The following is a 23,928-nucleotide window of genomic DNA, read 5'->3' as shown; positions in this document are numbered from 1 at the left end:
TCTCATCCTTTCTTTACTTCGACATGAGCCATTTTTTCGTAATATTGAACGATGCCGCCATGATCAAGCCCGGATTTTCCGTCCGCTTTGAGGGCGTGGAAGATTTCAAGCAGCTGACTAGAAAGCGGAAGAGGAACACCGATATCGTGAGCAGTTTCCATGACATTGGTTAAATCCTTCAAGTTGATGTCGATGCGTCCGCCAGGTTCAAAATTTCGTTCTAAGATGAGAGGGACCTTTGCATCGAGCACGGCACTTCCTGCCAGTCCGCCGCGGATGGCTTCATACATCTTATCAATGGCAATGCCTGATTTAGCAGCTAGAACGAGCGCCTCGGACATGGCCGCAATATTTAAGTTGACGATGATTTGATTGGCAAGCTTCGCTGTTGTCCCGCTGCCATTTGCTCCAACTAATACGACTTCAGTGCCCATTGCAAGCAGGACATCCTTCACTTGCTCAAAGATGGATTCTTCGCCGCCAGCCATGATGGCAAGTGTTCCGTCTATTGCCTTCGGTTCTCCGCCGCTGACAGGTGCATCGATAAATTCCACCTGATGCTGTTTGGCAAGAGCAGCTAAAGCCCTGGAGGTGACAGGAGAAACTGAGCTCATATCTACGATGATAGTGCCAGGTGCAGCTGTCGTTAAAATGCCTTGATCACCTGAAACGACTGCCTCTACATGCTCTCCTTTAGGAAGCATTGTGATGATGATATCGCTTTCAGAAGCTGCCTCAGCTGCTGAAACAGCACCTTTTGCTCCGGCTTCTTGTAACGATCGAATCGCTTCCTCATTTAGGTCAAAAACTGTCAAAGTATGACCAGCTTTTAATAGATTGAGTGCCATAGGTTTCCCCATAATACCTAGTCCAATGAATCCAATCTTCTTTGTCACGTTGCCTGCCTCCTATATAGAAAACCCTTACAAAAAGCGCTTTCTTTTCATTTTGTTAGTATATATACTATCTTTTAAATTTGATAGTAGGAAATAAACTATTGTTCATTTAATGTACATGACGTGATAGAACGTGTCAACGGAAAATATGAAAAAAGTCACAAAAAAAGACCGGAATCAGCTCCGGTCTTTTGTGTTTATGTTTTATTTTTAGCTACGGCTAAACGAGATCGTTTCACGTTTTCAATGGCATTTGATCCTAGCTCTAAAACAGCGGTGACGTATAGTACATCAATGATCACAAGCTGGTTGATACGGGAGATCATGGAGTCTGATCGATAGGTTGTCTCTCTTGAAGAACTAAGCAGATGAAAGTCAGACCGCTTTGCGAGCTCAGATTTCGGATAGCTGGTGATAGAAGCAACCTTTGCCCCTTTTTCTTTTGCAAACTGTACGGCGTCAAGAATTTCTCTGCTCTCTCCTGAATGGGAGATTGCGACGATAAAATCGTGTTCCGTGGCGTGTGTGGCAATCATATTCATCATATGCGGATCACTGCATAGGCTCACTTCAAAACCAAGCTGCAGGAACTTATGATAAGCATCCCCAGCAATAAAGCTGGACGCACCTGCTCCAAAAAAGACGGTTTTATGTGCCTGTTTCATGTGTTCAATGAATTGTGTGACGGCATGATCTTCTAAAATATGCTTCATATCTTGTATAGAGTTTGTTGTTAACTCTATGACCTTATGTTTAATGTCAGCTACACTATCGGTTGCCTCGATCTCACCGTATATGGATTGAGGTGTATTGGTCGCGATATCCTGTGCGACATGGACACGAAACACTTGATACGATTCATAGCCAATTTTTCTTAGAAACCGAAAGATCGTCGTTTCACTTGTGCTGCATTCAGCAGCGAGTGCACTTATAGAATGAAGCACAACTTTCTGAGGGTTTTGTAAAATGTAATTGGCAATCTTTTTTTGGGTTGGGGACAAACTATGAAACGTTGTCCGAATGTGACTAAAAATATTCTCTTCTATGATAAACACCACACTTCATCTAGCATTCTACATTAAGCATACAGGAACTTATGAAAACGGTAAACAAACCCGATGTGGAAAAATGAAGAATAATATGGAAAAAATACTTCTTTTGGTTCTTTTGTCATGGTATACTCATTTGGTAATAGACAAAAATGGGGGTTTTTACTATGACGATGAAAAAAGGCCTAACGATCAGCCTGCTCATTTTCTCACTGATTGTTTCCTTGTTTGCACCAGTTGGATCTGCTGATGCCAAACAAGCAAAAAAAGCAAAAGTAAGCACACACTATTATAAGAAGAAAAAAACGTTCAAATATGCACAGGTGAAAAATCTAAGCAAGACGCATATGAAAACCATCAATCGTGATTTAAAAGAAGATATCGCTTTTTCTTATTCTACTTACTTGTACTTAAAGGACGAAGCGAAAAAAGAAGGCTTTGGGAAGATCACGTACGAGAGATCGTTTCAAACGAAATTTAACAATGGGAAGAAATTAAGTATCTTAAACTATGATTACATGAATGATGGGGGAATGCACGGAGACACGATGGTTTCCAGCATGAACTATGTGTTAACAAAGAAAAAAACAAAGCAGCTGTTCTTGACAGACGTTGTGAAAACAAAGAAAAAGCGTACGAAAGTAAGAGATTATATTTATAACTACACAAAGAAACATAAAAGCAAATTCTACGCGAACCTGAAAAAAAGCGACATTGAAATCAACTACAACACGCAGTATTACTTCACGAAAAAGGGAATTGCTGTTGTCTTCCAGCCATATGAAATTTCACCTTACTATGTTGGAATTCCTATGATTCAAGTGCCTGCGAAGGTATATAAATAAAAAGAAAAACGACCAGATTCAGTGGTCGTTTTTTGCTGTTTATTCAACAAAAAGAGCCCCCTCATGAGGCTCTTTTATTTGGATTTATACTTGTTTAGGTGCATCGTTTAGTGGGTGACGGCGTTTTCCGTTGTAGTGGCGGCGCATACGAAAGATTTCAAACTCCGAAAGCTCTGCGCTTTTTCTTTTTTGGGTGCGGTTATCTTTTTTGAAAGAGAATAGTAAGTAGCAGCAAAGTGAAGCGATAATCAATAAAATCATCATATGACATTCCTCCAATTCATCCTATTCTTTAAGTGTAGACAGGGTGAGTGATGTTTATAACTGAAAATAAGCAGCAGAGTTGGTTTAGTTCTTAAGGTTCATTCAATCTGCCATTTTAGGTCTAAAATACTGGTTGTTTTTAACTATTATATTTCCAGTTATTTCACTCGTCAAGAAGAATTTTTTCTGGGGTTGTCTCTATTAGTACGAATAAGTGTCATAAAAGTTTCAGAAAATTGTAAACTTTTATTAAAAAACCGTTCCCGAACAGGAACGGTTGTAAACATGTTTATGCTTTTTCCTCAAATAAACGGGCAATTTCAACGATAACCTCGGTTGCTTTCACCATGTTTTCAACGGAAATAAATTCATATTTACCGTGGAAGTTTTCCCCGCCAGTAAAGATGTTTGGCGTTGGGAGACCTTTATATGAAAGCTGGGAGCCGTCTGTGCCGCCGCGAATTGGTTCAATGACCGGTGTTACTGAGCGATTTTCCATGGCTTCATGAGCAATGTCCACAATATGTTTCACCGGCTCAATTTTTTCTCTCATATTATAATATTGATCCTGAATGCTGAGAGTGATGCTGTTTTCTCCGTATGTGGCTTTTAAGTCATTTGCTATTTTTTCAAAAAGTGCCTTGCGATTGTTGAATTTCTCTTTATCAAAATCACGGATAATATATTGCAGCTCAGCCTCTTCTACTTCCCCTACAAATTTCGTCAGGTGGAAAAAGCCTTCGTAGCCTTCTGTATATTCTGGAGATTCTTCAGAAGGCAGTTTGTTGTGAAAGAGCATCCCAATTTTCGCAGCGCTGACCATTTTGTCCTTTGCTGTTCCTGGGTGGACGTTGTTTCCTTTAATGGATACTTTCGCGCCTGCTGCGTTGAAGCTTTCATATTGCAGCTCGCCAAGCGGTCCACCGTCAATTGTGTACGCATAGGAAGCGCCAAAGGCATCAACATCAAACTTGTGCGGCCCTCTGCCAATCTCTTCATCTGGCGTAAAAGCGACGCGGATTTTTCCATGCTTGATTTCTGGGTGCTTGATGAGGTAATGCATTGCTGTCATAATTTCTGCGATACCAGCTTTGTTATCTGCACCAAGCAGGGTTGTGCCATCTGTTGTAATCAGCGTATGTCCTTGGTACTTTTGTAAATTTGGAAACTGTTGTGGAGATAAAACGATATGTAGATCTTCATTTAAGGTAATGTCGCCGCCTTGATAGTTCTCATGAAGCTGCGGTTTTACATTTTTGCCGGTGAAGTCAGTGGCTGTGTCGATATGAGCCAGGAAGCCAATGGTCGGCACGTCTTTGTCTGTGTTAGATGGGATTGTTCCCATGACATAGCCGTTTTCATCCATAGTCACTTCTTGAATCCCGATGGATTTCATCTCTTCAACAAGCTGTCTCGCCAGGTTCAATTGTCCTTCAGTAGATGGGCAGCTTTCCTTTTCTGCATCTGACTGCGTATCTACCTTCACATAACTTGTGAAACGCTGAATCATTTCCTCTTTCATCTATACGTCACTCCTTTTGTAGAATACGTCCATTTTATCACGTCTTGAATGCGCTTCATAACAAGAAAGGCTTTCTCTGGCAATTAGAGAGGAAAAAGGCCTACTTTCATTAGGTAATGTGCTGAATGGTTCTTTAGGGTGATTTTTTTGGGTGTCTTTTTATTTATAATGAGGACATATAAAATCATCCATTTGTACGTTAAATTGGGAGAAAGGGGTGCGAAAGTTGGATTCTAGTCAAACGCTGGCACTCGCTCAAAAGTTTCAGGAAGCGGCTGATGAGATTCGGCAGTCCAAGCAGCTGCTGGAAAATCGGCTGAAGGCAGTAGGATCAGGCTGGCAGGGAGAAGCAAGGGATAAATTTGATCAAAGCTTTGAAGAAACAACGGCACGCTACGATCAATTTGAAAAAGATTTGCTTGAAACAAGTCAGGAACTGCGGGATGCAGCGGTTAAAATTGAGGAGCGTAAAGCTGAAATTGCCAGAATGGAAGAGCTTGAGCGAAAGAGACGAGAAGAACGGAGAGAAAGAAACCGAGAAGGGAGATGATGTGATGGCACGTGACATTGTGGTTGATCCAGATCAGCTGACTGGGCTGGCGAATGATTTTGTAGGTGAGCTGTCAGCCATTGAAACGAAGCACCGCGATTTACATAGTGAACTGGACGGGCTGATTTTAGGCTGCGATCCTCGGTATAGAAGCTGTTTTTCTGGTGTCGGGGATGCATGGGGAGCAGGACAGGCATTAATCAGCAAATTGAGCAGTGATGATATTGCCATTCGACATGCAACGGATAAAATGGTCGAAGCAGATGATGTATTGCGGAAATTGTACAGTATCTATGATCAATATGGTACACTCACGAGCTTAGCTGGTATCGTGATGATGCAGGCGAAATATTACGGGCTTGGGATGACGACCTTCATTAAAGAGAATGGCCGATATGCAGCGCAGCATTCAAAGCTGCTGCTTGATCTGACCAGCCGGGTAGAAGGAACGAGATTTGACCGGTTAGCAAGGATTTGGCTGAGTAAAAAAGAATTATTAAAACGATCGAACTGGCCGATGGCTGACTTGGTCCATAAGAAATTCACAAAATTTTATCCTGACGATACAGTTGCGTTCACAAACAGTGTTCGTGATTTTACAAAAGGAAGTATTAATTGGAAGGACACGGCTGCGATTAAGTCTGTTCTGAAAAATGGTGCAAGATTTGCGAAAGGAAATGCCATTATTGCAACTGTTGTCACTGGTGCAACAGAAACGGTTGGCTGTGGTTTGAAAATTGCCGAGAACTATGCAGAATTCGGTGATCAGCCAGAAGTTCTTAAGCGTGAAAATGCAAAGGCTGTTGGAAATGCAGTGAACAATACGGTCTTTATCGCTGGCGGTTCTGTCGCAGGTGCCGTTGTCGGCGGTGCTCTTGGCAGCTTTGCAGGTCCGATTGGAACCGTTGTTGGCGGCGCCATTGGTTCAGCAGTAGGTGGATTTATTGGAGAAAAAGTCGCCAAGCTGACATCCGGTTTTGCTGAACAGATGGCAGTGAAATTAAAGGACCCGATTCATGCAGTCGTGGATAAAGGGAAAAAAGCATTCGAACTGGCGGGTCAAGGTGTGAAAGCAGTGAATGATACCATTGATCAGGCAAATCAAGTGATACATAAAGGGATAGAAAAAACAAAAGAAACCGCAGATTCGCTCATAAAGGGTGCAGGCGATTTCTTTAAGGGTGCATTTTCTTTTGGATAAGGAGAGATCAAGTTGGATCAGCTAAGTCTAAGTATTGAGGAACTCATCTTTAGTTTTTACAGTGAAGGCTATTTTGAACAAGGCATGTCCTTAAAGGAGGCCTATTATCCTGAAGTAGAGGACGAGCGCCTTGGGTTTTTATTTGAAATTGCGTGCCGCTCTTTGCTTGCAAAAGGTGTACTGGAATTTCGAAACAGACAATACCGTTATAAAGCGGAATACCGTCATTTCATCCAGGCGATGAATGATGCCTCTCACACGATCAAGGCATCTAAATTCGGAGACACAGATGAAGAAGTCAGCACCTCTTTTCACACAACACAGGCGGGTGTATATGCGCATCATACGCTTTATGATCAACAAGTACATCAGATTCGCAAACTGGAAGGCGATCAGCAGGCAGAGGAGCAAGTGACAGCCTTTTTCAATATACAGATGAATGATCACCCTGAACCTGTCATCAGCCTGCAGGCAGAGGAATTTGAAATGCTGTTAGAGCAAGCAAGCGAAGCGAAAAATGAGTGGCCATCCTTTCTGAATAAAGCAGAGAATCAAGAGCTCGTGAAGGCATTTGTTTCTGATGTACAGACGAGAAAAGGAAAGATGGACTCCCTCATGAAGGTCGTCTATGACAAAAATAATACGCCGGAAGTGGAGTCCATGATATTTGTGATTCCAGGTGAGAACCAATCGTGGCTTGTATCAGGAATAAAAGAAAATGAATTTCGCATTGAGACGGCTCATCTAGACGGGTTACGTTCTATATTCTAATGGAGAAAAGGAGAATGACGCTTGAATCCAAGTGAAGTAATAGAAGTAAGGAGCAGACCTTTTTTAAGAGTATGGGCATTCTTAGCAACGGGCGGCTTCGGTATTATCGGTATTTGGTTATTTTCAGAAGCCCTTACATTTGAATCGAACTATACATTGTTTTTATTTTTAGGCGGACTATTAGGTATTGTCTATGGCTGGATCTCCTTTTTGATAATTTTGCCTGCTTTTACGAAGAGGGGAAATGTGATTTTTCGCATTCAGCGCGGAGAGAATGGCGCTGTGCTGCACCGGGAGCGAATGATTCCTTTTCAAGATATTCAATCAATTGACATGCGCAGGCATCGTTACAGTATAAGAGGATTTCTTTTCATGGATGTGCTCATTCGGAAAGTAGATGGGAAATTGATCAAAATTCCGGCGTACAGCATTTTAGATGAAGAAGTATTTGAACAGACCGTCAAACAGGAGATCTATCCATATTTACATCAGACAGCCCAAGAAAATTGGAGACAGCAGCATGGCCAAGGAGAAGAGAAGACCGACTAAGCTGTTTTTGTCAGAATTCTATAGGATGAGGCGCCACTTTTTCGAAGAAATCGTGTATGATGTCAGTAAAGACTGAACACTCGAAAGAGGCGATGAGAGATGGATAAAGAGATGGTAATCGACCTCGTCACAGAACAAATGGCACGGATTCGAAAAGAAAAGGATTATACGCAGGATCGTATGGCGGAGGTACTTGGTCTATCGAAACGGCATCTACAGCAGGTTGAAAAAAACAGGCTGCGTCTCAACTGGACGCAATCCGCGGCCGTATGTGCATTATTCAGAGATAGTGACATTTTGAAAGGAACCCTAGGGGATGACCCGCTCGAGATTTTGGAAGTTGTGGCACATGATGAATTACATCTATCAGTAGAGCGTACGATTGGCGGCAAGGTTTGGTGGAGGACGTCTGTCAAAAAAGGCACGTTTCGCCTTCAGCAAAATGTACTTAGTCAGCATTACCGCATCTTAGATGAGGAGAATTATCGCTATTATAGTTCGTTTAATAAAGAAGAAGCGAAGCGGCGGCTAGAGGAATTAAGCCAGCTGTCTTCTCCATATTGAGATTGGAAAAGGAAAGAGAGGCACCTGTTTATAAGGTGCCTCTCTTTTCTGTGTTTATACTTTTAGAGTGTTTTTCGCCCGAATAAAGGCAACAAGCTGTTTGATTTCTTCATCATTTAGGGGAACGCCGTCTACATAAATGGTTCCTTCTTTTGCTTCCGTCAGTTCAATTTTGATATCAGAGATTTTGCGTTGTATCTCTGGCTCGTCCGTTCTACCAAGTAAAAAATCAATGGACGTATCATACAAATCAGCCAGCAGCTTCACTGCTTCAAGCGAAGGTCGTCGGTACCCAGATTCGTAACCGGCATAGGTGCTTTTGGCGATACCTAGGCGATCTGCCGTATGCTGGAGAGACCATTTTTTCTTTTTTCTAAGGGTGGTTAAACGATCGAGTATCATACATGAACGCTCCTTTATTTACAACAACAGTATATCATATTTTGACATAGAATGTACGCGTTATGCGTAACAATTTCTTGATTAATTCGCGTTATGTGACTATAATGGCAATGAAGGTACGCGTAAAGCGTATATTATAGAATAGCACAAGCTAGCTTATAATATGTGTGACAAACGAAGTAATTTTACGAAAGAGGTGGACCTGTTGAAGAAATTATTGCTTTTAACGACTGGTGGGACGATTGCATCTGTAGAGAGTGAAAATGGTTTAGCTCCAGGTGTTAAAGCTGAGGATCTTTTGAGCTATTTAAACGAAATTAATGCAGAATATACAATGGACACAAAGTCCCTAATGAGTATAGATAGTACAAATATGCAGCCTGAATACTGGGTTGATATCGCAACAGCCATTTATGAGAATTATGATCAGTATGACGGGTTTGTCGTTACTCATGGAACCGATACAATGGCCTATACATCAGCAGCGCTGTCTTATATGCTGCAAAACCCTGATAAGCCGATCGTGATTACAGGTTCACAAATTCCGATTACTTTTAAGAAAACAGATGCGAAGAAAAACATCACAGATGCCATTCGCTTTGCATGTGACGGTGTTGGCGGCGTGTATGTCGTGTTTGATGGCAGGGTCATCCAAGGAACACGTGCGATCAAACTAAGAACGAAAAGCTACGATGCATTTGAAAGCATTAACTACCCATATATTGCATCAATTGAAAACCATCAAATTGAATACAATAGCAAAGTAAAAAGAACACCAATGAAACCGCTTAAATTAGATGCATCTTTGAACACAGATGTGTGTCTGTTAAAATTGCACCCAGGCCTGAAGCCTGAGTTTTTAGATGCAGTCAAAAGCATGTACAAAGGCGTTGTCATTGAAAGCTACGGCAGCGGCGGAATTCCTTTCGAAGGAAGAAACCTTTTAGAAAAGATCAACGAATTGCTGGAAGAAGGCATTTCTGTTGTCATCACCACTCAGTGTCTGGAAGAAGGAGAAGACATGAGTGTGTATGAGGTAGGACGCAAGATCAATCAAGAATTGGTGGCACGTTCAAGAAATATGAATACAGAAGCTATCGTGCCGAAACTGATGTGGGCACTAGGCAAAACAACAGATCCAAGAGAAGTCAAAAAGATTATGGAAACGCCAATCGCAGAAGATTTAGTGATTTAACTATTCTATAGAAAGCAGGTCATAAGAGATGGTTCAAGCAACTTATCGCTATGAGAAGGATTTTCTTGGTGAAAAAGAAATTCCAGCAGACGTGTATTATGGGGTTCAAACCCTCCGTGCAAAAGAGAATTTCCCGATTACAGGATATCGGATGCACGAGGAACTAATTAGAGCCTTTGCCATCGTGAAAAAAGCAGCAGCTCAAGCCAATATGGAAGTTGGACGTTTATATGAGGGAATTGGAAATGCCATCGTTCAAGCGTCTGACGAAGTCATTGAAGGCAAGCTGCACGAGTACTTTATTGTCGATCCAATTCAAGGCGGCGCAGGAACGTCCATGAATATGAATGCCAATGAAGTGATTGGAAACAGAGCGCTAGAAATCATGGGACATCAAAAGGGTGAATACATCCATTTAAGCCCAAACACACATGTGAACATGTCGCAATCAACGAATGATTCATTCCCAACGGCGATCCACATTGCTGTGCTCAAGCAGTTAGACATTCTGCTTGAAACGATGCAAGTCATGCAGGACGTCTTTCAAAAGAAAGCGAAAGAATTCGATCATGTGATCAAAATGGGACGTACGCACCTTCAAGATGCTGTTCCAATCCGTTTGGGACAGGAATTTGAAGCTTACAGCCGTGTGCTGAGCCGTGATATTAAGCGGATCAACCAATCAAAACAGCATTTATATGAAGTCAATATGGGTGCAACAGCTGTTGGGACAGGCTTAAACGCAGATCCTCGTTATATTGAGATCGTGGTGAAGAAGCTCGCTGATATATCTGGTCTTCCTCTTGTAGGCGCAGAGCATCTCGTAGATGCAACGCAAAATACAGATGCTTACACAGAAGTATCCGCCGCTTTAAAAGTATGTATGATGAACATGTCTAAGATTGCCAATGACCTTCGCTTAATGGCATCTGGTCCGCGCGCAGGTCTTGCTGAAATCGCATTGCCGGCCCGCCAGCCTGGATCATCCATCATGCCTGGGAAAGTCAATCCAGTCATGGCAGAGCTCATTAACCAAATCGCATTCCAAGTCATTGGGAACGACCACACGATCTGTCTTGCTTCTGAAGCAGGCCAGCTTGAGTTAAATGTGATGGAACCTGTTCTGGTCTTTAACTTGCTTCAATCTATTAGTATAATGAATAACGGATTCCGCTCATTCACAGATCATTGCTTAGCGGACATTGAAGCAAATGAAATACGTTTGAAAGAATATGTAGAAAAAAGTGCAGGCGTGATCACTGCCGTGAACCCTCACTTAGGCTATGAAGCAGCCGCTAGAATTGCAAGAGAAGCCATTTTAACAGGACAATCGATCAGAGATCTTTGCTTGCAGTACGATGTTTTAACGGAAGAAGAACTTGATATTATCTTAAATCCATTTGAGATGACAAAGCCTGGCATTGCGGGTGCAGAGCTACTAGAGCGATAATAATATCAAAAATTTTATTTTATTAATATGTGGAATTGCCTGTGAAAAAGAGAAAAACAGGCAATTCACTTTCTTTCGAATTGACACACTTCTTTCACAATATTTTGAAAACGCTTAACGCACGCACAAAGGGAGGAAACAACATTGAAATCGGTTCGCTTGCCATCTATGGTGGAGATCATCGCCGTACTAGGTTTATTTTTGGCGATTGTCTTATCATTTACTATTTATTTTGACTTGGATATTCAACTGGCTTTATTTATTTCTTGGTTTCTAGCAATTGGGCTTGGTCTTCATTTAGGACACTCTTACAAGGATTTACAGGGTGCTATTACAAAAGGGATATCAAATGGATTAGATGCTGTTTTGATTTTACTTGCTGTAGGTGCTTTAATTGGAACTTGGATCGCTGGCGGAGTCGTGCCGACACTGATCTATTATGGTCTTGAATTTATTCATCCAAATATCTTCTTACTGGCAACACTCATTATTTGTGCCATTATGTCTGTCGCAACAGGGACATCTTGGGGAACAGTTGGTACAGCTGGGATTGCCATGATTGCCATTGGTGAAGGTTTAGGGATTCCTCTCCCAATCGTTGCAGGTGCCGTCTTGTCAGGTGCTTATTTTGGAGACAAGCTTTCTCCACTGTCAGACAGTACAGTTCTCGCCTCGTCCTTATCGAAGGTTGAAGTTCTGGCGCATGTAAGAGCGATGATGGTCTTATCCATACCTGCTTTTGTTATTACAGCTATTATGTTTACGGTTACTGGTTTTATCTATGGAGGACGTAATATTGATCAAGAAAAGGTTGAATACTTAAAGAATGCATTGCTCGATACATTCAATATTAATGTATGGATGCTCATTCCAGCTCTAATTGTTGTGGTTTTACTTGTCATGAAAAAGCCTGCTCTGCCGGTTATTGCAATCGGTGCTTTGTTTGGGGCGATCTGGGCCTTTGCTTTTCAAGGTGCGAATCCTAGTGATGCAATTGGTGCAGCATACAATGGATTTTCAATTCAATCAGATGTAGACTTTCTAAACCAGCTTCTCAATCGTGGTGGAATGGTCAACATGCTTGGCTCTTTGGTAGTGATTATTCTTGGGCTTGGTTTTGGGGGAGTATTGGAACATCTGGGTGTATTGAAAGTCATTGTCTCAACCTTTGAGAAAAAACTGCACAATGCGGGAAATGTTACTCTTTCCACTATTCTTGTTGCATTCTTTGCTAACATTTTTGGTTGTGCAATGTATGTATCAATTATCCTTACACCAAAAATTATGGAAAAGAGCTACGATAAATTAAAGTTAGACAGACGAGTTTTATCCAGAAACGCTGAGGTCGGTGGTACGCTTACGTCTGGTATGGTTCCATGGTCAGATAACGGTATTTACATGGCAGGAATTCTCGGCGTATCGACATTCTCTTATTTACCATTTATGTGGTTGAGTTTTGTTGCCATTGGTCTTGCAATCATTTACGGATATACAGGTAAATTCATTTGGTACGTGAAAGATCAACAAGAAAGAGAAGAATCGGCCTCATAAGCCGTTTGCAAAAGCCGCTCCTGAACGGGGCGGCTTTGTTTGTCCTAGGACCGTGAGACTATATGTGACATATAGCAAACGAACAGGAGTTTAGACCTCCTATAAATGAGGTCGAAAGGGGTAGTGTGAAGTAGAATGAAAGCATATTTATCCCATAAAAAGGGCACAAATCCCTATTCAAACATGAGTCTTTGAACCTTATAATAACAATATTGGAAAAAGTGCTATTCACCTTGCGCTCGTTTAGAGAGACTCTAAGCAGCGTTTTTATTTTTTGACAGGAGGAGGAACCCATATGAGCTTATCGGATATGCTGTCTGCCCTTAACGGTGGCATTTCAAATAAAAAAGCAGAAATTGAAGAGAAAATCGCTCGACTCAAAAAGGCGAAAAGCAAGGTTGAACGTGAACAAGATGCGGCAGAAACAGATTTAAAGCAAATCAAGCAGCCAAAGCTTGGGACCTCTTGGAAAGGTGAGCGAAGCCAGGATTTCAAAACAGACCGAAATGAAGCACATGATGCGCTGCAAACGATCGTGAACGACCAATACCCACGCTACGTGAGCCGTATCGAATTCAAAATCAGTACATTAGAAGCAGAACAAGCTGCGTTATCCTTTGCCAGTTCCTTAGCTGGAGACGCCGCACGTCTTGCTGAAAAAGGAGAAGACGCAGTAGAGGACGCAAAACGCTTGATCTCAAAAGCATGGAGCAGCTTGTAAACAAGTTTCATGCTGAACAATTCTGGAGGATATCACAATGGGACAAATTAAGTTAAACTACCAAACAGTTATGGATAAACTAGATGAAGTCTCCCAAGCCGTCGAAGCTTTAGCGATGAAAAAAGCAGCAGATAAAGCGGGTGAAAACAGCCTTGAATTTGTAACCAAGTGGACGGCACGTGAAGCAGAAGTGAGCGAAATGGTCTCAAGCTTTAAAGAAGCCTTAATTAAAAATGTTCAGGATACACGCTCTAACGTGAAAACATTAAAAGAACAAGACGAAGCGATTGCTGCAAAATAATCAGCACAATCGCTTTTATTTATGGGTACCATTGACATAATATGATTCTAGTCTTAAAGACTCATATAAAATCAGGGGTGTAAGACCTTGTATTATTCCGTTTTTCTTCCAAACGCGTCGCTAAAAGGACACCTTTTCCCTATTTAAGCCTGAGGCTTTTCGCCTTATACTATACTTAATGAAAGCAGAACGATAGAAATGTCAGGATTGGAAAAATCAAGTGAGTCGATGGTTTCCAAAGGCGCTCACGCCGTGCTTTCGTATGAGGTCAGATAGAGGTGGATGACATGAGTTTATCCGAGATGCTGCACCATCTGCATATGGGAATTGAGAACAAACGTGCAGAATTTGACGAAATGATCTCTCGGTTAAAGACAGCCAAAAGTAATATTCGAACAGAACAAGATCTTGCCCAGTCAGATATCAAAGAAATTAAGAAGCCTGCACTAGATTCGTCATGGAAAGGCGAGAGAGGAACCGACTTTCATCGCCACCGGAAAGATGCTTACAGCGTGATGCACGACGTCGTCAACAATGAATATGAAAAATATATAACAGAGATTGATCAAAAAATCTTACACTTTGAATTGAAAAAAATGGAGCTGGCTGTTGCCAGTAACTTTGCAGGAAGAGCTCAGGACGTGATGGAAAAGGGCGAGGATTTTGCAAAGGATGTTAAACATTTGATTGAACGGGGCTGGAAAGCTCTTTAAAACCATAAACGAAACAGCCGTCTCTTAAAAGGCGGCTGTTTTTTTGTTTAGTCACATCCACCACCGCCGCTGTCACCTGAATCACTCCCACAGGAGGCTTCAGAAGCGTGATGGGTATACGAATCAGTATAAGTGCTTGTCGTTGAGCTATGATGTGCAGAACGCTTAGCAGATGCACGTTTATCATTTGATGCGAACAAGCTGGCAATGATGGCTCCTAAAAAAGCTAATATGATAATGACAACAAACATAAAAGCATCCCTCCTCTAGTTTCATATTCATACGAATGAGCCATATCTAGGTTCCCGATTTGAAAGAAATACTGGGCAAAGAGTTCTATTTTCGTTTATGATGATAGGCAAAAGTAAATGCCAAGGGAGGAGAGCCCATGCTATCTCTACGTCAGGAGGAGCTTCTGAAACGATTGATGCAAGCGGAGCAGGAACTGACAAGTGAAGAAATTGCCCGTGTGATCGGAGTCACATCACGAACCATCCGCACAGATATGAAAGCGCTTAAAGTGATCTTAGAAGAACATGGTGCCGCACTGCATATTAAACGCGGGGCAGGGTATACATTGAGCGTTGAAGATTATGGAGCATTTCGTACATTTTTGAAAACCTCACTGAGAGAAAGGAATGAGAAAAAGGAACCGTCCATTCCCAATCAGCCTGAGGACCGTGTGGCTTATCTATTAAAAAGGCTGCTTCTGTCAGAAGACTATATCAAATTAGAGGGATTGGCAGAGGAATTATTTGTGAGTGAATCTACAGTGAAAAATGATTTGAAAGCTGTCAGGCACTTGTTTTCATTGCATGGACTTTCTATATCGCACCGGCCTAAATATGGCCTTCGTCTGACAGGCGATGAAATGAAATTAAGATATTGTATGGCAGAGCATGTGTTTCAGCAGGAGCATGCGAATGCTGCACTGTTACCTGAAGAAACGTATCAATTGATTCAGGACATCGTGCGTTCACGTACAAAAGCTACCGGACTTCATCTATCAGAAATCGGTTTAAGTAATTTAGTGACCCACATTGCCATCGCATGCAAACGAATTGAAGAAAAAAAGCTGGTCAAGATGCCAGAAGCGGAATTGAAAGAAATTCAAGTGCAGCCAGTTTTTCAGGTAGCTCAACAAATGGCAGAAGATATTCGCCGCGTATTAGCGATTGATTTTCCGTTATCTGAAATGGCGTACATTGCGATTCACTTAATGGGAGCAAAGATGATGGCATATGGAGAGGCTGGCCATACGCTATTTCATCTGCTGGACGAAGACCATTTTCGTTTCACTCACCAATTGCTTGCTTATGTAGAAGAGCACATGTCACTTGATATTCAGTTTGATAAGGAGCTGATCGTTGGTTTAAGTCTTCATTTGCGTTCTGCGATTCATCGCTTTAGATACGATATGAACATCCGAAATCCTTATTTACCAGACATTAAAAGGCATTATCCCATTGCGTTTGAGGCGGGTGTTTATATGGGCAGATGGCTGAAGGAAAAAGAGGGTGTTGAAATTCCTGAGGATGAAATCGGATATTTGGCGCTTCATATTGGGGCTGCAATCGAGCGGACAAAATCACAGCATGTAAGAAAGACATGTCTTATTGTGTGTGCGACGGGTGTCGCCAGCAGCCAGCTTCTTCTTCATAAACTCACGGCAGCTTTTAACGGAAGGCTGGAGATCGCTGGAACTGCAAGTGTCGGGGAACTTCCTTTGTATGATTTAAGAAGAATTGATTTTATTATTAGTACCATTCCGCTTCAGAATACATTGCCGGTGCCAGTCATTGATGTACATACGATTCTAAGTGACGATGATATTGTGCGGCTGAAACGATTTGTGCAGAATTCACAGGATACAGGAGTTTTGCGGTATGTGAGTCCGGCGCTGACATTTTTTCAGCAAGATCTTCAATCAAGAGAAGAGGTTCTTCAATTTTTTGTGAACGTGCTAAAGGAGCAGCATCGAATCCCAGACGAGTTTGAACAATTATTGCTAGAAAGAGAGCAAGTATCACCCACATCTTTCGGTCATTTGGTTGCGATTCCTCATCCAATTAAACCGGCAACAGATGACACGTTTTGTGCGATCTGTACGTTGAAAAAACCGGTGCTGTGGGGAGAAGATCGAGTACAAGTCGTATGCTTGTTAAGCATCCAGAAGACGTATCAAAAAGAATTACAGTCGCTTTATCAATTTCTTGTGCGGCTGACAGAACGGAAGGAAGTGGTGGAACAACTCATCAAAGCCGCTTCATTTGAAGAACTGACAGCTGCGCTTCAAGTATTGGAGCATCCAAATGAAAAAATGCGGCACCCATTTCCGCATCTGTGAGGAAAAAGATTAGATGTTAATGAAAGCGCTTTTAAAATATCATCAAAAAGGAGGATGATCACGAGTTTTTGCAAAGGGGGAGACGGATCATGAGCTTCAAGGAGAAAGCGGCAGATGTCATGGGGCATGTGGCTTATCGCATCACCAACCAGAAATATATTATGGCGATTAAACAGGCATTTGTCACACTGATGCCGATCATCATTACAGGAGCTTTTGCTGTACTGGTGGCGAATATGATCATGAGCCCGGAGACAGGGCTTGCTCATTTTGAGATATTCAGGTTTTTAGCAGAGCTTCAGCCTATTATGAAGGCAATCAATTATGCCACGCTGAACTTTTTAACCATTGGGGCTGTGTTCCTCATTGGGATTGAGCTTGGGAAAATCAACGGTCACAAGTCTCTGTTCCCAGGATTGATGGCATTGATTTCATTTATATCTGTTATTCCAACGACACTTCTTCTTGAAGTCGATGGATCGATGCGTGAGGTTGTTGACGTGTTGGCAAGACAATTTTCTGATCCAAAAAGCTTATTTTTAGGGATGATCATTGCGATCGTATCTGTGGAGATTTTTTGTAAGCTGACCGAGGTGAAATGGCTGCAAATTAAGATGCCGGATTCGGTTCCGTCGAATGTGGCAACATCTTTTTCGTCACTTTTCCCATCGATCATTACAATTACAATCATTAGTTCATTCGGCTTTGCATTTCATCGTGTGACAGGCATTTATTTGCATGAAGCAGTGTATAACGTGGTGCAGCGTCCTTTAGAAAGTGTTGTACAGGGGCTGCCTGGGATTTTAACGTTGATGTTTGTGGCGCAATTTTTCTGGGTGATCGGCATCCATGGCAACCAGATGATTAAGCCGATCCGGGAGCCGCTCTTATTAGGATCGATTGCAGTGAATATGACAGCATTTCAAGAGGGAAAAGAGATACCGAATATCATCACGATGCCGTTTTGGGATGTGTATATGAGCATCGGTGGTTCAGGTGTGACCATTGGTCTTTTGGTTGCGATTTTTATTGCTGGGAGAAGGGAAGAGATGCGAAGTATTGCCAAGCTCTCATCAGGACCCGGACTGTTCAACATCAATGAACCCGTTATTTTTGGGTTACCTGTCATGCTAAACCCTGTGATGGCGATCCCATTTATCGTCACACCGCTTGTGACAGGTACGATTGGTTATATTGCGACGGCTACAGGATTCGCTGGAAAAGCGGTCGTGATGGTGCCGTGGACGACACCGCCGCTTGTGAATGCATGGCTGTCCACCGCTGGCAGTATGGGCGCTGTCATCACACAGCTTATCTGTATTGTGGTTGCTGTTTTCATCTATTTACCGTTTGTACTCTTGTCTAACCGCAAGCCAGAAGCAGCACCAGATTCAGAATAAACATTCAGACGAAGAAAAGGGAGGCGGCGACATGAACAGAATTGAGATTCCAAGTGATTTTATCCTAGGTGCTGCGGCTTCTGCTTGGCAGACCGAAGGATGGAAGGGAAAGCGGGCGCATCAGGACTCGTACATCGACTTATGGTATAAGGAAGGATATCACGTGTGGCACGAAGGCTATGGTCCTGCTGGTGCGACAAACTTTTACGAGCGCTACCCTGAAGATGTAGCCTTAATGAAAGAGATTGGGCTGACACATTACAGGACATCGATCAATTGGTCGAGGTTTCTCATAGATTACGAAAATGGGATAGTGGATGAGGCCTATGCTCGTTACATTGATGATCTGATCAATGAATTAATCGCAGCAGGTGTAGAACCAATGTTTTGCTTAGAGCACTATGAGCTTCCTGCCGTTTTGCTTGAGAAGTACGGCGGATGGTCATCAAAGCATGTTGTCGAGCTGTTTGTTCTCTATGCAGAAAAGGTGTTTGAGCGCTACGGAGACCGGGTCAAGCATTGGTTTAGTTTTAATGAACCGATTGTTGTCCAGACACGTGTTTATCTAGATGCCATCCGATATCCGTTTGAGCAAAATACGAAGAAATGGATGCAGTGGAACTATCATAAAGCACTGGCAACAGCAAAAGTGGTGAAGCTGTTTCAGGAGATGGGGTTGAAGGAATCGGCAGGAGCCAAAATCGGCGTGATTCTCAATCCAGAAGTGACGTATGCAAGATCGTCTGCCCCGCATGACCAAGAAGCGGCACGTATGTATGACTTGTTTTTTAATCGAATGTTCTTAGATCCTTCCATCAAAGGGGAGTATCCAGAGGAACTGATCGATGTGTTGAAAAAGCATGATATTCTTTTCGAGTCGACAGAGGAAGAGCTTCAGATCATCAAGAATCATACGGTGGATGTCGTTGGGCTTAACTTGTACTATCCGCATCGTGTCAAGGCACCGAGTAAGGCTTGGAACGAAGGAACACCTTTTCATCCATCCTATTATTACGATATGTTTGAGCTTCCAGGGAGAAAAATGAATCCTTTCAGAGGCTGGGAAATCTACCCGAAGATTGTCTATGATATGGGGATGAGAATAAAAGAAGAATACGGAAATATTGAGTGGTTTGTGGCCGAAAATGGCATGGGTGTCGAAAAGGAAGAACGGTTTAAAACAGAAGACGGTATCATTGATGATCAGTATCGCATTTCATTTATCAGCCAGCATTTGAAGCGGGCTCTTCAAGCGAAAGCAGAAGGATCAAATTGCACAGGCTATATGCTTTGGGCATTTACAGACAATGTCTCACCGATGAATGCCTTTAAAAACCGCTACGGATTAGTCGAAATCCAGCTGGAGAATGAACGAAATCGTCAGCTGAAAGCATCTGCGTATTGGTACCAGACATTAATCAAAACAAGGGAACTGCAGGTTGAAACAGAAGTCATTTATCAATAGGAGTGATGAGAAATGAAACGAATCATTCTCGCTTGTGCAGCAGGAATGTCAACGTCCATTGTGGTGTCCAAAATGAAGGCTGCCGCAGAAGCTAAAGGGCTGGATTACTATATTTATGCTATACCTGAAGGAGCCATTGCGGATGAACTAGAAGAGCATGGAGAGGATGTACAGGCGATTTTACTTGGACCGCAAGTTAGTTTTATGAAAAAAGCAGCTGAAAAAACGGCGGCACCCTATCAAATCCCTGTCGATGTCGTCAATGTGAGATTATACGGAACAGCAAACGGAGAAAAAATTCTAGAGCATGCACTGACACTAGCAAATGAATCTTGAATAATTGGAGGAGAAGCAGATGACGGTATTAGAGGAAATGCAGGGAGCAGCCTTTCAAATCATTGCCCATGCAGGCGAGGCAAGAAGTCATTATGTAGAAGCGATTCGTCTAGCAAGAGCTGATGATTTTGAAAAAGCGCAGCAGTTGATCGAAAAAGGGGAGGAAGCGTTTCGAAGCATCCACAACCTGCACTTGTCGCTGATTCAAAAAGAAGCGGCAGGTGAACAGCTTCCGTTTTCTTTACTGCTGATACACGCAGAAGATCAAATGCTCACAACAGAGACCATTCATCTGCTCGCCATCGAAATGATCGAAATGTGTAAAAAAATGAATACCCTGTCAAAATAGTTGTCAATCAATAACCAATTTCTGTTATAATCATTCGGTAGATAAAGAGAAAGCAGGATTGGTGAATGAAGAAAACATGTAGGCTGATGACGATTGGTCTTATGCTGCTGCTCATTTCGGGCTGTATGGGAATGAAAGAGCAGGCGGAAGGAAGCCAGCAAGTCGTCAAAGAGGAAAAGGGTCCATTACAAACAAAAGAGATTCAGCAGAAAAAAGAAACGGCAGTGATAGAGACAAAAACCTGGATGAAGCAAAAGGAGCCGGTCGAGCTTCCGATTTTGATGTATCATAGTATCTCAAGCGGCAACTCGTTACGTGTGCCTAAGAGCGAATTTGCATCTCATATGAAATGGCTGAAGGACAATGACTATGTCACACTGTCGCCAGAAGAGGCGTACCGCGTTTTCACAACAAATTCGATGCCAAGTAAGAAGAGTGTCCTCATTACATTTGATGATGGATATACGGATAACTATACAAAGGCATTTCCAATTTTAAAGCAGTATGGAATGAAAGCAACGATTTTCATGATTGAGCAATCCATTGGCCGTCCAAATCACTTAACGGATGAGCAAATGGATGAGATGATGGCACATGGGATATCGATTGAGAGTCATACGATTCATCATTTAGAGCTCAATCGATTATCAAAACAGCAGCAGGAAGAAGAGTTAAAAGGATCAAAGACATTCTTCGATCAGCGGTTTTCTCAGCGTACGAGAATGGTCAGCTATCCTGTCGGGCGCTATAATGAAGAGACGTTGAAGCTGGCGAAGGATGCTGGATATCAAATGGCTGTCACCACTGAACCAGGACATGCGAAGAAGGAACAAGGCATGATGTCCTTGCACCGCGTCCGCATTTCACCGGGACTTTCACCAGAAAGCTTTGGCAGGCTGGTCGAAGGGAAGTAACGATCAATGTTTCACATGAAACATTTTACGACAAGTTTCACCAAAATGAATCACCGCCCATACACCTTGACATGATATGTCTTGGTTTCAACTGTTATTATAAGAGACACTTAGATAGACAGAACTTTCATGACCAGGGGAGTTCTGTTTTTTAAAATTGTCATTCAAACCCTACATCGTAAGAAACACCTCAATGAAAGACTCAAAGTATCAAGCCCGCCAATGAAGTAAGAATCAAATATTGCTCAGCAACGCAAAACTTAAGAAACCCTACATAGAAAAACCAATTGAGAAAAGAAAGGGAGAGGGAATATGTCAAACTTTTTTGGAATCGACCATGTTCAACTAGCTGCCCCAAAAGGCAGTGAAGAGAAAGCTCGTTTGTTTTTTGGCGAAATTTTAGGGATGAAAGAAATACCTAAGCCTAGTAATTTAGCTAAACGCGGAGGTGTCTGGTTCCAATGCGGTCATCATCAGCTTCACATTGGCATTCAGGAACATTTTCAAGCTGCAAAGAAAGCTCATCCAGCTTTTCTTGTAAAGAGCCTATCGGAATTAAAAGAGGTATTATTGAAGCATCAGATTAGTATAAAAGAAGATGAGCCATTGGAGGGTGCCAATCGGTTTTATGTAGAAGATCCTTTTGGGAATCGAATTGAGTTTTTAGAGAGAAGAGACTAGAAGACAAAAATAAGGCTGTCGAGATTTCCTCGACAGCCTACTTGTTATTGATAAACGGGATAGCCCGTTATTTTAATATCTTTTCCAAGTGGTTCCACGGTGAGTTGATCCAGTTCAATGGCATCACTCATGAGGCGTATGCCTTCGCCTCCGAAAAAGGAAGGGGAAAGTCGTCCGCCAATGAGCTTAGGCGCCATATAGATGACCAATTTATCTACAAGCTGCTGTTCTAAGAACGAGGCGTTAATCTGGCCGCCGCCTTCAATCATGAGAGAGGAGATATTTTTTTCTCCCAGCACTTGAAGCACTTCTTGCAGGGGCACCCGCGTGTCGCTGTCTGTCATGAAGACACGAACGCCAGCTTCTTCTAAGGCCGCTCGTTTTTCCTCATCGGCTTGCTTTGTTGTAAAGATCCATGTAGGTGCCATCTGATCGGTGACGATCTTTGCTGTCAGTGGTGTTGACAGCTTTGAGTCTAAGACAATTCGAATCGGATTGTTTCCATTTGGAATCCGCGCAGTTAATGAAGGGTCATCGTGAATGACGGTTTGAGCACCGACCAAAATCGCATCATTGATACTGCGGATATGGTGAGCATCATAACGGGATGTCTCAGATGTAATCCACTTGCTGTCAGACGTGGAAGAGGCGATTTTCCCATCTAAGGTAATGCCCGCTTTGAGCGTCACAAAAGGTGTTTTTTTCGTAATAAAGTGATTAAATACTTCATTCATCAAAATGGATTCCTGTTCAAGTACGCCCGTGATGACTTGGATACCCGCGTCTTGTAAAATGGCAATCCCGCGGCCAGCGACAAGCGGATTCGGATCAAGTGCTGCCACGACAACAGTTTCGACGCCGGCTTTTACAAGCGCTTCCGCACAAGGGCCTGTACGTCCATGGTGGGAGCAAGGCTCAAGGGTCACATAAATCGTGGCTCCTTTTGCCTTGTCCCCGGCCATGTTAAGTGCATGAATTTCAGCATGCGGTTCACCGGCTTTCATATGAGCACCGACTCCAACAATTTCATTCTCTCGCACAATCACAGCCCCGACGAGCGGATTCGGAGATGTCTGACCTTTCATTGCCCGTGCATTATCAAGGGCTAGCTTCATATATCGCTCATGATGTGGCAATCGTACGCACCTCTTGCTCCGCCTTCATGTGACCTGAGCGGTTGATTTTTGTCTGCAAGTATTTTTCGTTAAATTCAGAGACATCTCCCCAAAGTGGAATGCGTCCAGAAAGAGATAAACCTGCATGGCTGATCGCATCTGTCTTTTTCGGGTTATTGGTAATGAGTCTGACCGGCTTTGTACGAAGTGTTTGAAGAACGGCAATGGCTTCTTCGTATTGACGTGTGTCATCTTCAAAACCAAGTGCTTCGTTCGCTTCTACTGTATCATAGCCGTTTTCTTGAAGAATATAAGCCATGGCTTTACTGAAAAGACCAATGCCGCGGCCTTCATGATTGGCTAAGTAAAACAGGGCTCCTGCTCCATTGTCCTCAATCATTCGCATAGACTGCTTCAATTGGAATCCGCAGTCGCAGCGCTTGCTTCCGAAAATATCGCCAGTGTGGCAAATGGAATGCATGCGGATAAGAGCTTCGTCAGCATGCTCAAAATCCCCATATACAAGAACGCTTGACTGCTGATGATCAGCAAGCTGGCGGGACGAGAGGCTTTCAATTAAAGCTTCATCCGACAATGGCTCTTTTCCATCATCTTTTAACCATGAATACCAGTTAAACATGACGGTTCTGCCGTCTAAATTCACTGGGAGTTTAATGGGTCCAGTGATATATATATACCCGTCTTCTTGCTGTACTCGTTTGATTTTATCTTTTAATATGGCTGTTTTAAGCTCTGTGTGTTTGTCCATATTCTGCA

At 42.6% G+C, this 23,928-nt stretch carries 27 protein-coding genes; 19 read left to right on the top strand and 8 right to left on the bottom strand.

All coding sequences use genetic code 11. The features are described 5' to 3' along the window. Positions 1 to 2 precede the first annotated feature (2 nt). Together garR and NSQ76_RS19255 are read right to left on the bottom strand one after the other, a co-directional pair. On the bottom strand, positions 3 to 896 hold the full coding sequence (gene garR, locus NSQ76_RS19260) for a 2-hydroxy-3-oxopropionate reductase (RefSeq protein ID WP_056765369.1): 894 nt from the start codon (positions 894 to 896) through the stop codon (positions 3 to 5). Between the two features lie 197 nt (positions 897 to 1,093). Further along, entirely contained in the window at positions 1,094 to 1,951 is an 858-nt protein-coding gene (locus tag NSQ76_RS19255) for a MurR/RpiR family transcriptional regulator (protein WP_024427535.1), read from the bottom strand. Between the two features lie 161 nt (positions 1,952 to 2,112). Here NSQ76_RS19255 and NSQ76_RS19250 point away from each other — a divergent pair, with 161 nt between their 5' ends. Next, the gene (locus tag NSQ76_RS19250) at positions 2,113 to 2,790 is read left to right on the top strand and encodes a DUF3298 and DUF4163 domain-containing protein (protein WP_024427534.1); all 678 of its coding nucleotides are present in this window, start codon (positions 2,113 to 2,115) and stop codon (positions 2,788 to 2,790) included. Between the two features lie 84 nt (positions 2,791 to 2,874). Here the strand turns inward: NSQ76_RS19250 and NSQ76_RS19245 are convergent, their stop codons facing one another. After that, positions 2,875 to 3,054: a hypothetical protein gene (locus NSQ76_RS19245; RefSeq protein WP_008345664.1), complete on the bottom strand. Its 180-nt coding sequence runs from the start codon at positions 3,052 to 3,054 to the stop codon at positions 2,875 to 2,877. 289 nt (positions 3,055 to 3,343) lie between these two features. Further along, positions 3,344 to 4,576, bottom strand: a complete 1,233-nt coding sequence (pepT, locus tag NSQ76_RS19240; RefSeq protein ID WP_171464799.1) for a peptidase T — start codon at positions 4,574 to 4,576, stop codon at positions 3,344 to 3,346. Between the two features lie 226 nt (positions 4,577 to 4,802). Here pepT and NSQ76_RS19235 point away from each other — a divergent pair, with 226 nt between their 5' ends. The 5 genes from NSQ76_RS19235 (at position 4,803) to NSQ76_RS19215 (ending at position 8,211) form a co-directional block, all read left to right on the top strand. Then, complete coding sequence (locus NSQ76_RS19235) at positions 4,803 to 5,126, top strand: WXG100 family type VII secretion target (RefSeq protein WP_024427532.1); 324 nt, start codon at positions 4,803 to 4,805, stop codon at positions 5,124 to 5,126. Positions 5,127 to 5,130: 4 nt separating this feature from the next. Further along, entirely contained in the window at positions 5,131 to 6,327 is a 1,197-nt protein-coding gene (locus NSQ76_RS19230) for a DUF6861 domain-containing protein (protein ID WP_341055549.1), read from the top strand. A 12-nt stretch (positions 6,328 to 6,339) separates the two neighbouring features. Next, the gene (locus NSQ76_RS19225) at positions 6,340 to 7,098 is read left to right on the top strand and encodes a hypothetical protein (protein ID WP_341055546.1); all 759 of its coding nucleotides are present in this window, start codon (positions 6,340 to 6,342) and stop codon (positions 7,096 to 7,098) included. Positions 7,099 to 7,119: 21 nt separating this feature from the next. Continuing rightward, entirely contained in the window at positions 7,120 to 7,647 is a 528-nt protein-coding gene (locus NSQ76_RS19220; protein WP_327831106.1) for a YfjD family protein, read from the top strand. A 99-nt stretch (positions 7,648 to 7,746) separates the two neighbouring features. Next, positions 7,747 to 8,211, top strand: coding sequence for a helix-turn-helix domain-containing protein (locus NSQ76_RS19215; protein ID WP_024423909.1), 465 nt, complete (start codon positions 7,747 to 7,749; stop codon positions 8,209 to 8,211). A gap of 54 nt (positions 8,212 to 8,265) precedes the next feature. On the opposite strand, the gene NSQ76_RS19210 is transcribed toward NSQ76_RS19215, so the two are convergent. After that, positions 8,266 to 8,613, bottom strand: coding sequence for a helix-turn-helix domain-containing protein (locus NSQ76_RS19210; RefSeq protein ID WP_024427528.1), 348 nt, complete (start codon positions 8,611 to 8,613; stop codon positions 8,266 to 8,268). 205 nt (positions 8,614 to 8,818) lie between these two features. On the opposite strand from NSQ76_RS19210, the gene NSQ76_RS19205 reads away from it, so the two are divergent. The 6 genes from NSQ76_RS19205 to NSQ76_RS19180 all read left to right on the top strand — a co-directional run bounded on the left by NSQ76_RS19205 (position 8,819) and on the right by NSQ76_RS19180 (position 14,544). After that, entirely contained in the window at positions 8,819 to 9,808 is a 990-nt protein-coding gene (locus tag NSQ76_RS19205) for an asparaginase (RefSeq protein ID WP_024427527.1), read from the top strand. A 28-nt stretch (positions 9,809 to 9,836) separates the two neighbouring features. After that, complete coding sequence (aspA, locus tag NSQ76_RS19200; protein WP_024423908.1) at positions 9,837 to 11,258, top strand: aspartate ammonia-lyase; 1,422 nt, start codon at positions 9,837 to 9,839, stop codon at positions 11,256 to 11,258. 144 nt (positions 11,259 to 11,402) lie between these two features. Then, positions 11,403 to 12,809 carry a Na+/H+ antiporter NhaC gene (gene nhaC, locus NSQ76_RS19195; protein ID WP_341055540.1) on the top strand — a complete coding sequence of 469 codons (1,407 nt, stop codon included), beginning with the start codon at positions 11,403 to 11,405 and terminating at the stop codon, positions 12,807 to 12,809. Between the two features lie 295 nt (positions 12,810 to 13,104). After that, on the top strand, positions 13,105 to 13,530 hold the full coding sequence (locus tag NSQ76_RS19190) for a YwqH-like family protein (RefSeq protein WP_024423906.1): 426 nt from the start codon (positions 13,105 to 13,107) through the stop codon (positions 13,528 to 13,530). Positions 13,531 to 13,567: 37 nt separating this feature from the next. Beyond that, the gene (locus NSQ76_RS19185; RefSeq protein WP_024423905.1) at positions 13,568 to 13,831 is read left to right on the top strand and encodes a YwqI/YxiC family protein; all 264 of its coding nucleotides are present in this window, start codon (positions 13,568 to 13,570) and stop codon (positions 13,829 to 13,831) included. Between the two features lie 287 nt (positions 13,832 to 14,118). Continuing rightward, entirely contained in the window at positions 14,119 to 14,544 is a 426-nt protein-coding gene (locus NSQ76_RS19180; protein WP_024423904.1) for a YwqH-like family protein, read from the top strand. Between the two features lie 47 nt (positions 14,545 to 14,591). Here the strand turns inward: NSQ76_RS19180 and NSQ76_RS19175 are convergent, their stop codons facing one another. Beyond that, positions 14,592 to 14,795 carry a hypothetical protein gene (locus NSQ76_RS19175; protein WP_024427523.1) on the bottom strand — a complete coding sequence of 68 codons (204 nt, stop codon included), beginning with the start codon at positions 14,793 to 14,795 and terminating at the stop codon, positions 14,592 to 14,594. A gap of 137 nt (positions 14,796 to 14,932) precedes the next feature. Between NSQ76_RS19175 and NSQ76_RS19170 the strand changes: the two genes are divergently transcribed. The 7 genes from NSQ76_RS19170 to NSQ76_RS19140 all read left to right on the top strand — a co-directional run bounded on the left by NSQ76_RS19170 (position 14,933) and on the right by NSQ76_RS19140 (position 22,036). Next, positions 14,933 to 16,891 carry a BglG family transcription antiterminator gene (locus tag NSQ76_RS19170; RefSeq protein ID WP_327831104.1) on the top strand — a complete coding sequence of 653 codons (1,959 nt, stop codon included), beginning with the start codon at positions 14,933 to 14,935 and terminating at the stop codon, positions 16,889 to 16,891. A gap of 89 nt (positions 16,892 to 16,980) precedes the next feature. After that, positions 16,981 to 18,291, top strand: a complete 1,311-nt coding sequence (locus tag NSQ76_RS19165; protein WP_024423901.1) for a PTS sugar transporter subunit IIC — start codon at positions 16,981 to 16,983, stop codon at positions 18,289 to 18,291. Positions 18,292 to 18,322: 31 nt separating this feature from the next. Beyond that, positions 18,323 to 19,756, top strand: a complete 1,434-nt coding sequence (locus NSQ76_RS19160; RefSeq protein ID WP_341055530.1) for a glycoside hydrolase family 1 protein — start codon at positions 18,323 to 18,325, stop codon at positions 19,754 to 19,756. A gap of 12 nt (positions 19,757 to 19,768) precedes the next feature. Continuing rightward, positions 19,769 to 20,092: a PTS sugar transporter subunit IIB gene (locus NSQ76_RS19155; RefSeq protein WP_024427519.1), complete on the top strand. Its 324-nt coding sequence runs from the start codon at positions 19,769 to 19,771 to the stop codon at positions 20,090 to 20,092. A 19-nt stretch (positions 20,093 to 20,111) separates the two neighbouring features. Further along, on the top strand, positions 20,112 to 20,441 hold the full coding sequence (locus tag NSQ76_RS19150; RefSeq protein ID WP_024423898.1) for a PTS lactose/cellobiose transporter subunit IIA: 330 nt from the start codon (positions 20,112 to 20,114) through the stop codon (positions 20,439 to 20,441). Between the two features lie 65 nt (positions 20,442 to 20,506). Next, entirely contained in the window at positions 20,507 to 21,355 is an 849-nt protein-coding gene (locus NSQ76_RS19145; RefSeq protein WP_103131790.1) for a polysaccharide deacetylase family protein, read from the top strand. A gap of 312 nt (positions 21,356 to 21,667) precedes the next feature. Continuing rightward, positions 21,668 to 22,036: a VOC family protein gene (locus tag NSQ76_RS19140; RefSeq protein ID WP_024423896.1), complete on the top strand. Its 369-nt coding sequence runs from the start codon at positions 21,668 to 21,670 to the stop codon at positions 22,034 to 22,036. 44 nt (positions 22,037 to 22,080) lie between these two features. On the opposite strand, the gene ribD is transcribed toward NSQ76_RS19140, so the two are convergent. Further along, positions 22,081 to 23,172 carry a bifunctional diaminohydroxyphosphoribosylaminopyrimidine deaminase/5-amino-6-(5-phosphoribosylamino)uracil reductase RibD gene (gene ribD / locus NSQ76_RS19135; RefSeq protein WP_025093787.1) on the bottom strand — a complete coding sequence of 364 codons (1,092 nt, stop codon included), beginning with the start codon at positions 23,170 to 23,172 and terminating at the stop codon, positions 22,081 to 22,083. After that, complete coding sequence (locus NSQ76_RS19130; protein WP_024427515.1) at positions 23,159 to 23,920, bottom strand: GTP cyclohydrolase II; 762 nt, start codon at positions 23,918 to 23,920, stop codon at positions 23,159 to 23,161. Before NSQ76_RS19130 ends, ribD begins: the two co-directional genes overlap by 14 nt. Between the last annotated feature and the right edge of the window lie 8 nt (positions 23,921 to 23,928).

It is taken from the genome of Bacillus sp. FSL M8-0256 (assembly GCF_038005765.1).
Classification (GTDB): domain Bacteria; phylum Bacillota; class Bacilli; order Bacillales; family Bacillaceae; genus Bacillus; species Bacillus safensis.
The sequence above is the reverse complement of the archived record's forward strand: the minus strand, read 5'-3'. Positions and strand labels throughout refer to the sequence as shown.

What these genes read in the sequence shown, in the direction of transcription:
- NSQ76_RS19250 (WP_024427534.1), top strand. Translation starts at nt 2,113, where the DNA reads ATGACGATGAAAAAAGGCCTAACGATCAGCCTGCTCATTTTCTCACTG.
- NSQ76_RS19245 (WP_008345664.1), bottom strand. Translation starts at nt 3,054, where the DNA reads ATGATGATTTTATTGATTATCGCTTCACTTTGCTGCTACTTACTATTC.
- pepT (WP_171464799.1), bottom strand. Translation starts at nt 4,576, where the DNA reads ATGAAAGAGGAAATGATTCAGCGTTTCACAAGTTATGTGAAGGTAGAT.
- NSQ76_RS19230 (WP_341055549.1), top strand. Translation starts at nt 5,131, where the DNA reads ATGGCACGTGACATTGTGGTTGATCCAGATCAGCTGACTGGGCTGGCG.
- NSQ76_RS19215 (WP_024423909.1), top strand. Translation starts at nt 7,747, where the DNA reads ATGGATAAAGAGATGGTAATCGACCTCGTCACAGAACAAATGGCACGG.
- NSQ76_RS19210 (WP_024427528.1), bottom strand. Translation starts at nt 8,613, where the DNA reads ATGATACTCGATCGTTTAACCACCCTTAGAAAAAAGAAAAAATGGTCT.
- aspA (WP_024423908.1), top strand. Translation starts at nt 9,837, where the DNA reads ATGGTTCAAGCAACTTATCGCTATGAGAAGGATTTTCTTGGTGAAAAA.
- NSQ76_RS19190 (WP_024423906.1), top strand. Translation starts at nt 13,105, where the DNA reads ATGAGCTTATCGGATATGCTGTCTGCCCTTAACGGTGGCATTTCAAAT.
- NSQ76_RS19185 (WP_024423905.1), top strand. Translation starts at nt 13,568, where the DNA reads ATGGGACAAATTAAGTTAAACTACCAAACAGTTATGGATAAACTAGAT.
- NSQ76_RS19180 (WP_024423904.1), top strand. Translation starts at nt 14,119, where the DNA reads ATGAGTTTATCCGAGATGCTGCACCATCTGCATATGGGAATTGAGAAC.
- NSQ76_RS19175 (WP_024427523.1), bottom strand. Translation starts at nt 14,795, where the DNA reads ATGTTTGTTGTCATTATCATATTAGCTTTTTTAGGAGCCATCATTGCC.
- NSQ76_RS19170 (WP_327831104.1), top strand. Translation starts at nt 14,933, where the DNA reads ATGCTATCTCTACGTCAGGAGGAGCTTCTGAAACGATTGATGCAAGCG.
- NSQ76_RS19165 (WP_024423901.1), top strand. Translation starts at nt 16,981, where the DNA reads ATGAGCTTCAAGGAGAAAGCGGCAGATGTCATGGGGCATGTGGCTTAT.
- NSQ76_RS19160 (WP_341055530.1), top strand. Translation starts at nt 18,323, where the DNA reads ATGAACAGAATTGAGATTCCAAGTGATTTTATCCTAGGTGCTGCGGCT.
- NSQ76_RS19155 (WP_024427519.1), top strand. Translation starts at nt 19,769, where the DNA reads ATGAAACGAATCATTCTCGCTTGTGCAGCAGGAATGTCAACGTCCATT.
- NSQ76_RS19150 (WP_024423898.1), top strand. Translation starts at nt 20,112, where the DNA reads ATGACGGTATTAGAGGAAATGCAGGGAGCAGCCTTTCAAATCATTGCC.
- NSQ76_RS19145 (WP_103131790.1), top strand. Translation starts at nt 20,507, where the DNA reads ATGAAGAAAACATGTAGGCTGATGACGATTGGTCTTATGCTGCTGCTC.
- NSQ76_RS19140 (WP_024423896.1), top strand. Translation starts at nt 21,668, where the DNA reads ATGTCAAACTTTTTTGGAATCGACCATGTTCAACTAGCTGCCCCAAAA.
- NSQ76_RS19130 (WP_024427515.1), bottom strand. Translation starts at nt 23,920, where the DNA reads ATGGACAAACACACAGAGCTTAAAACAGCCATATTAAAAGATAAAATC.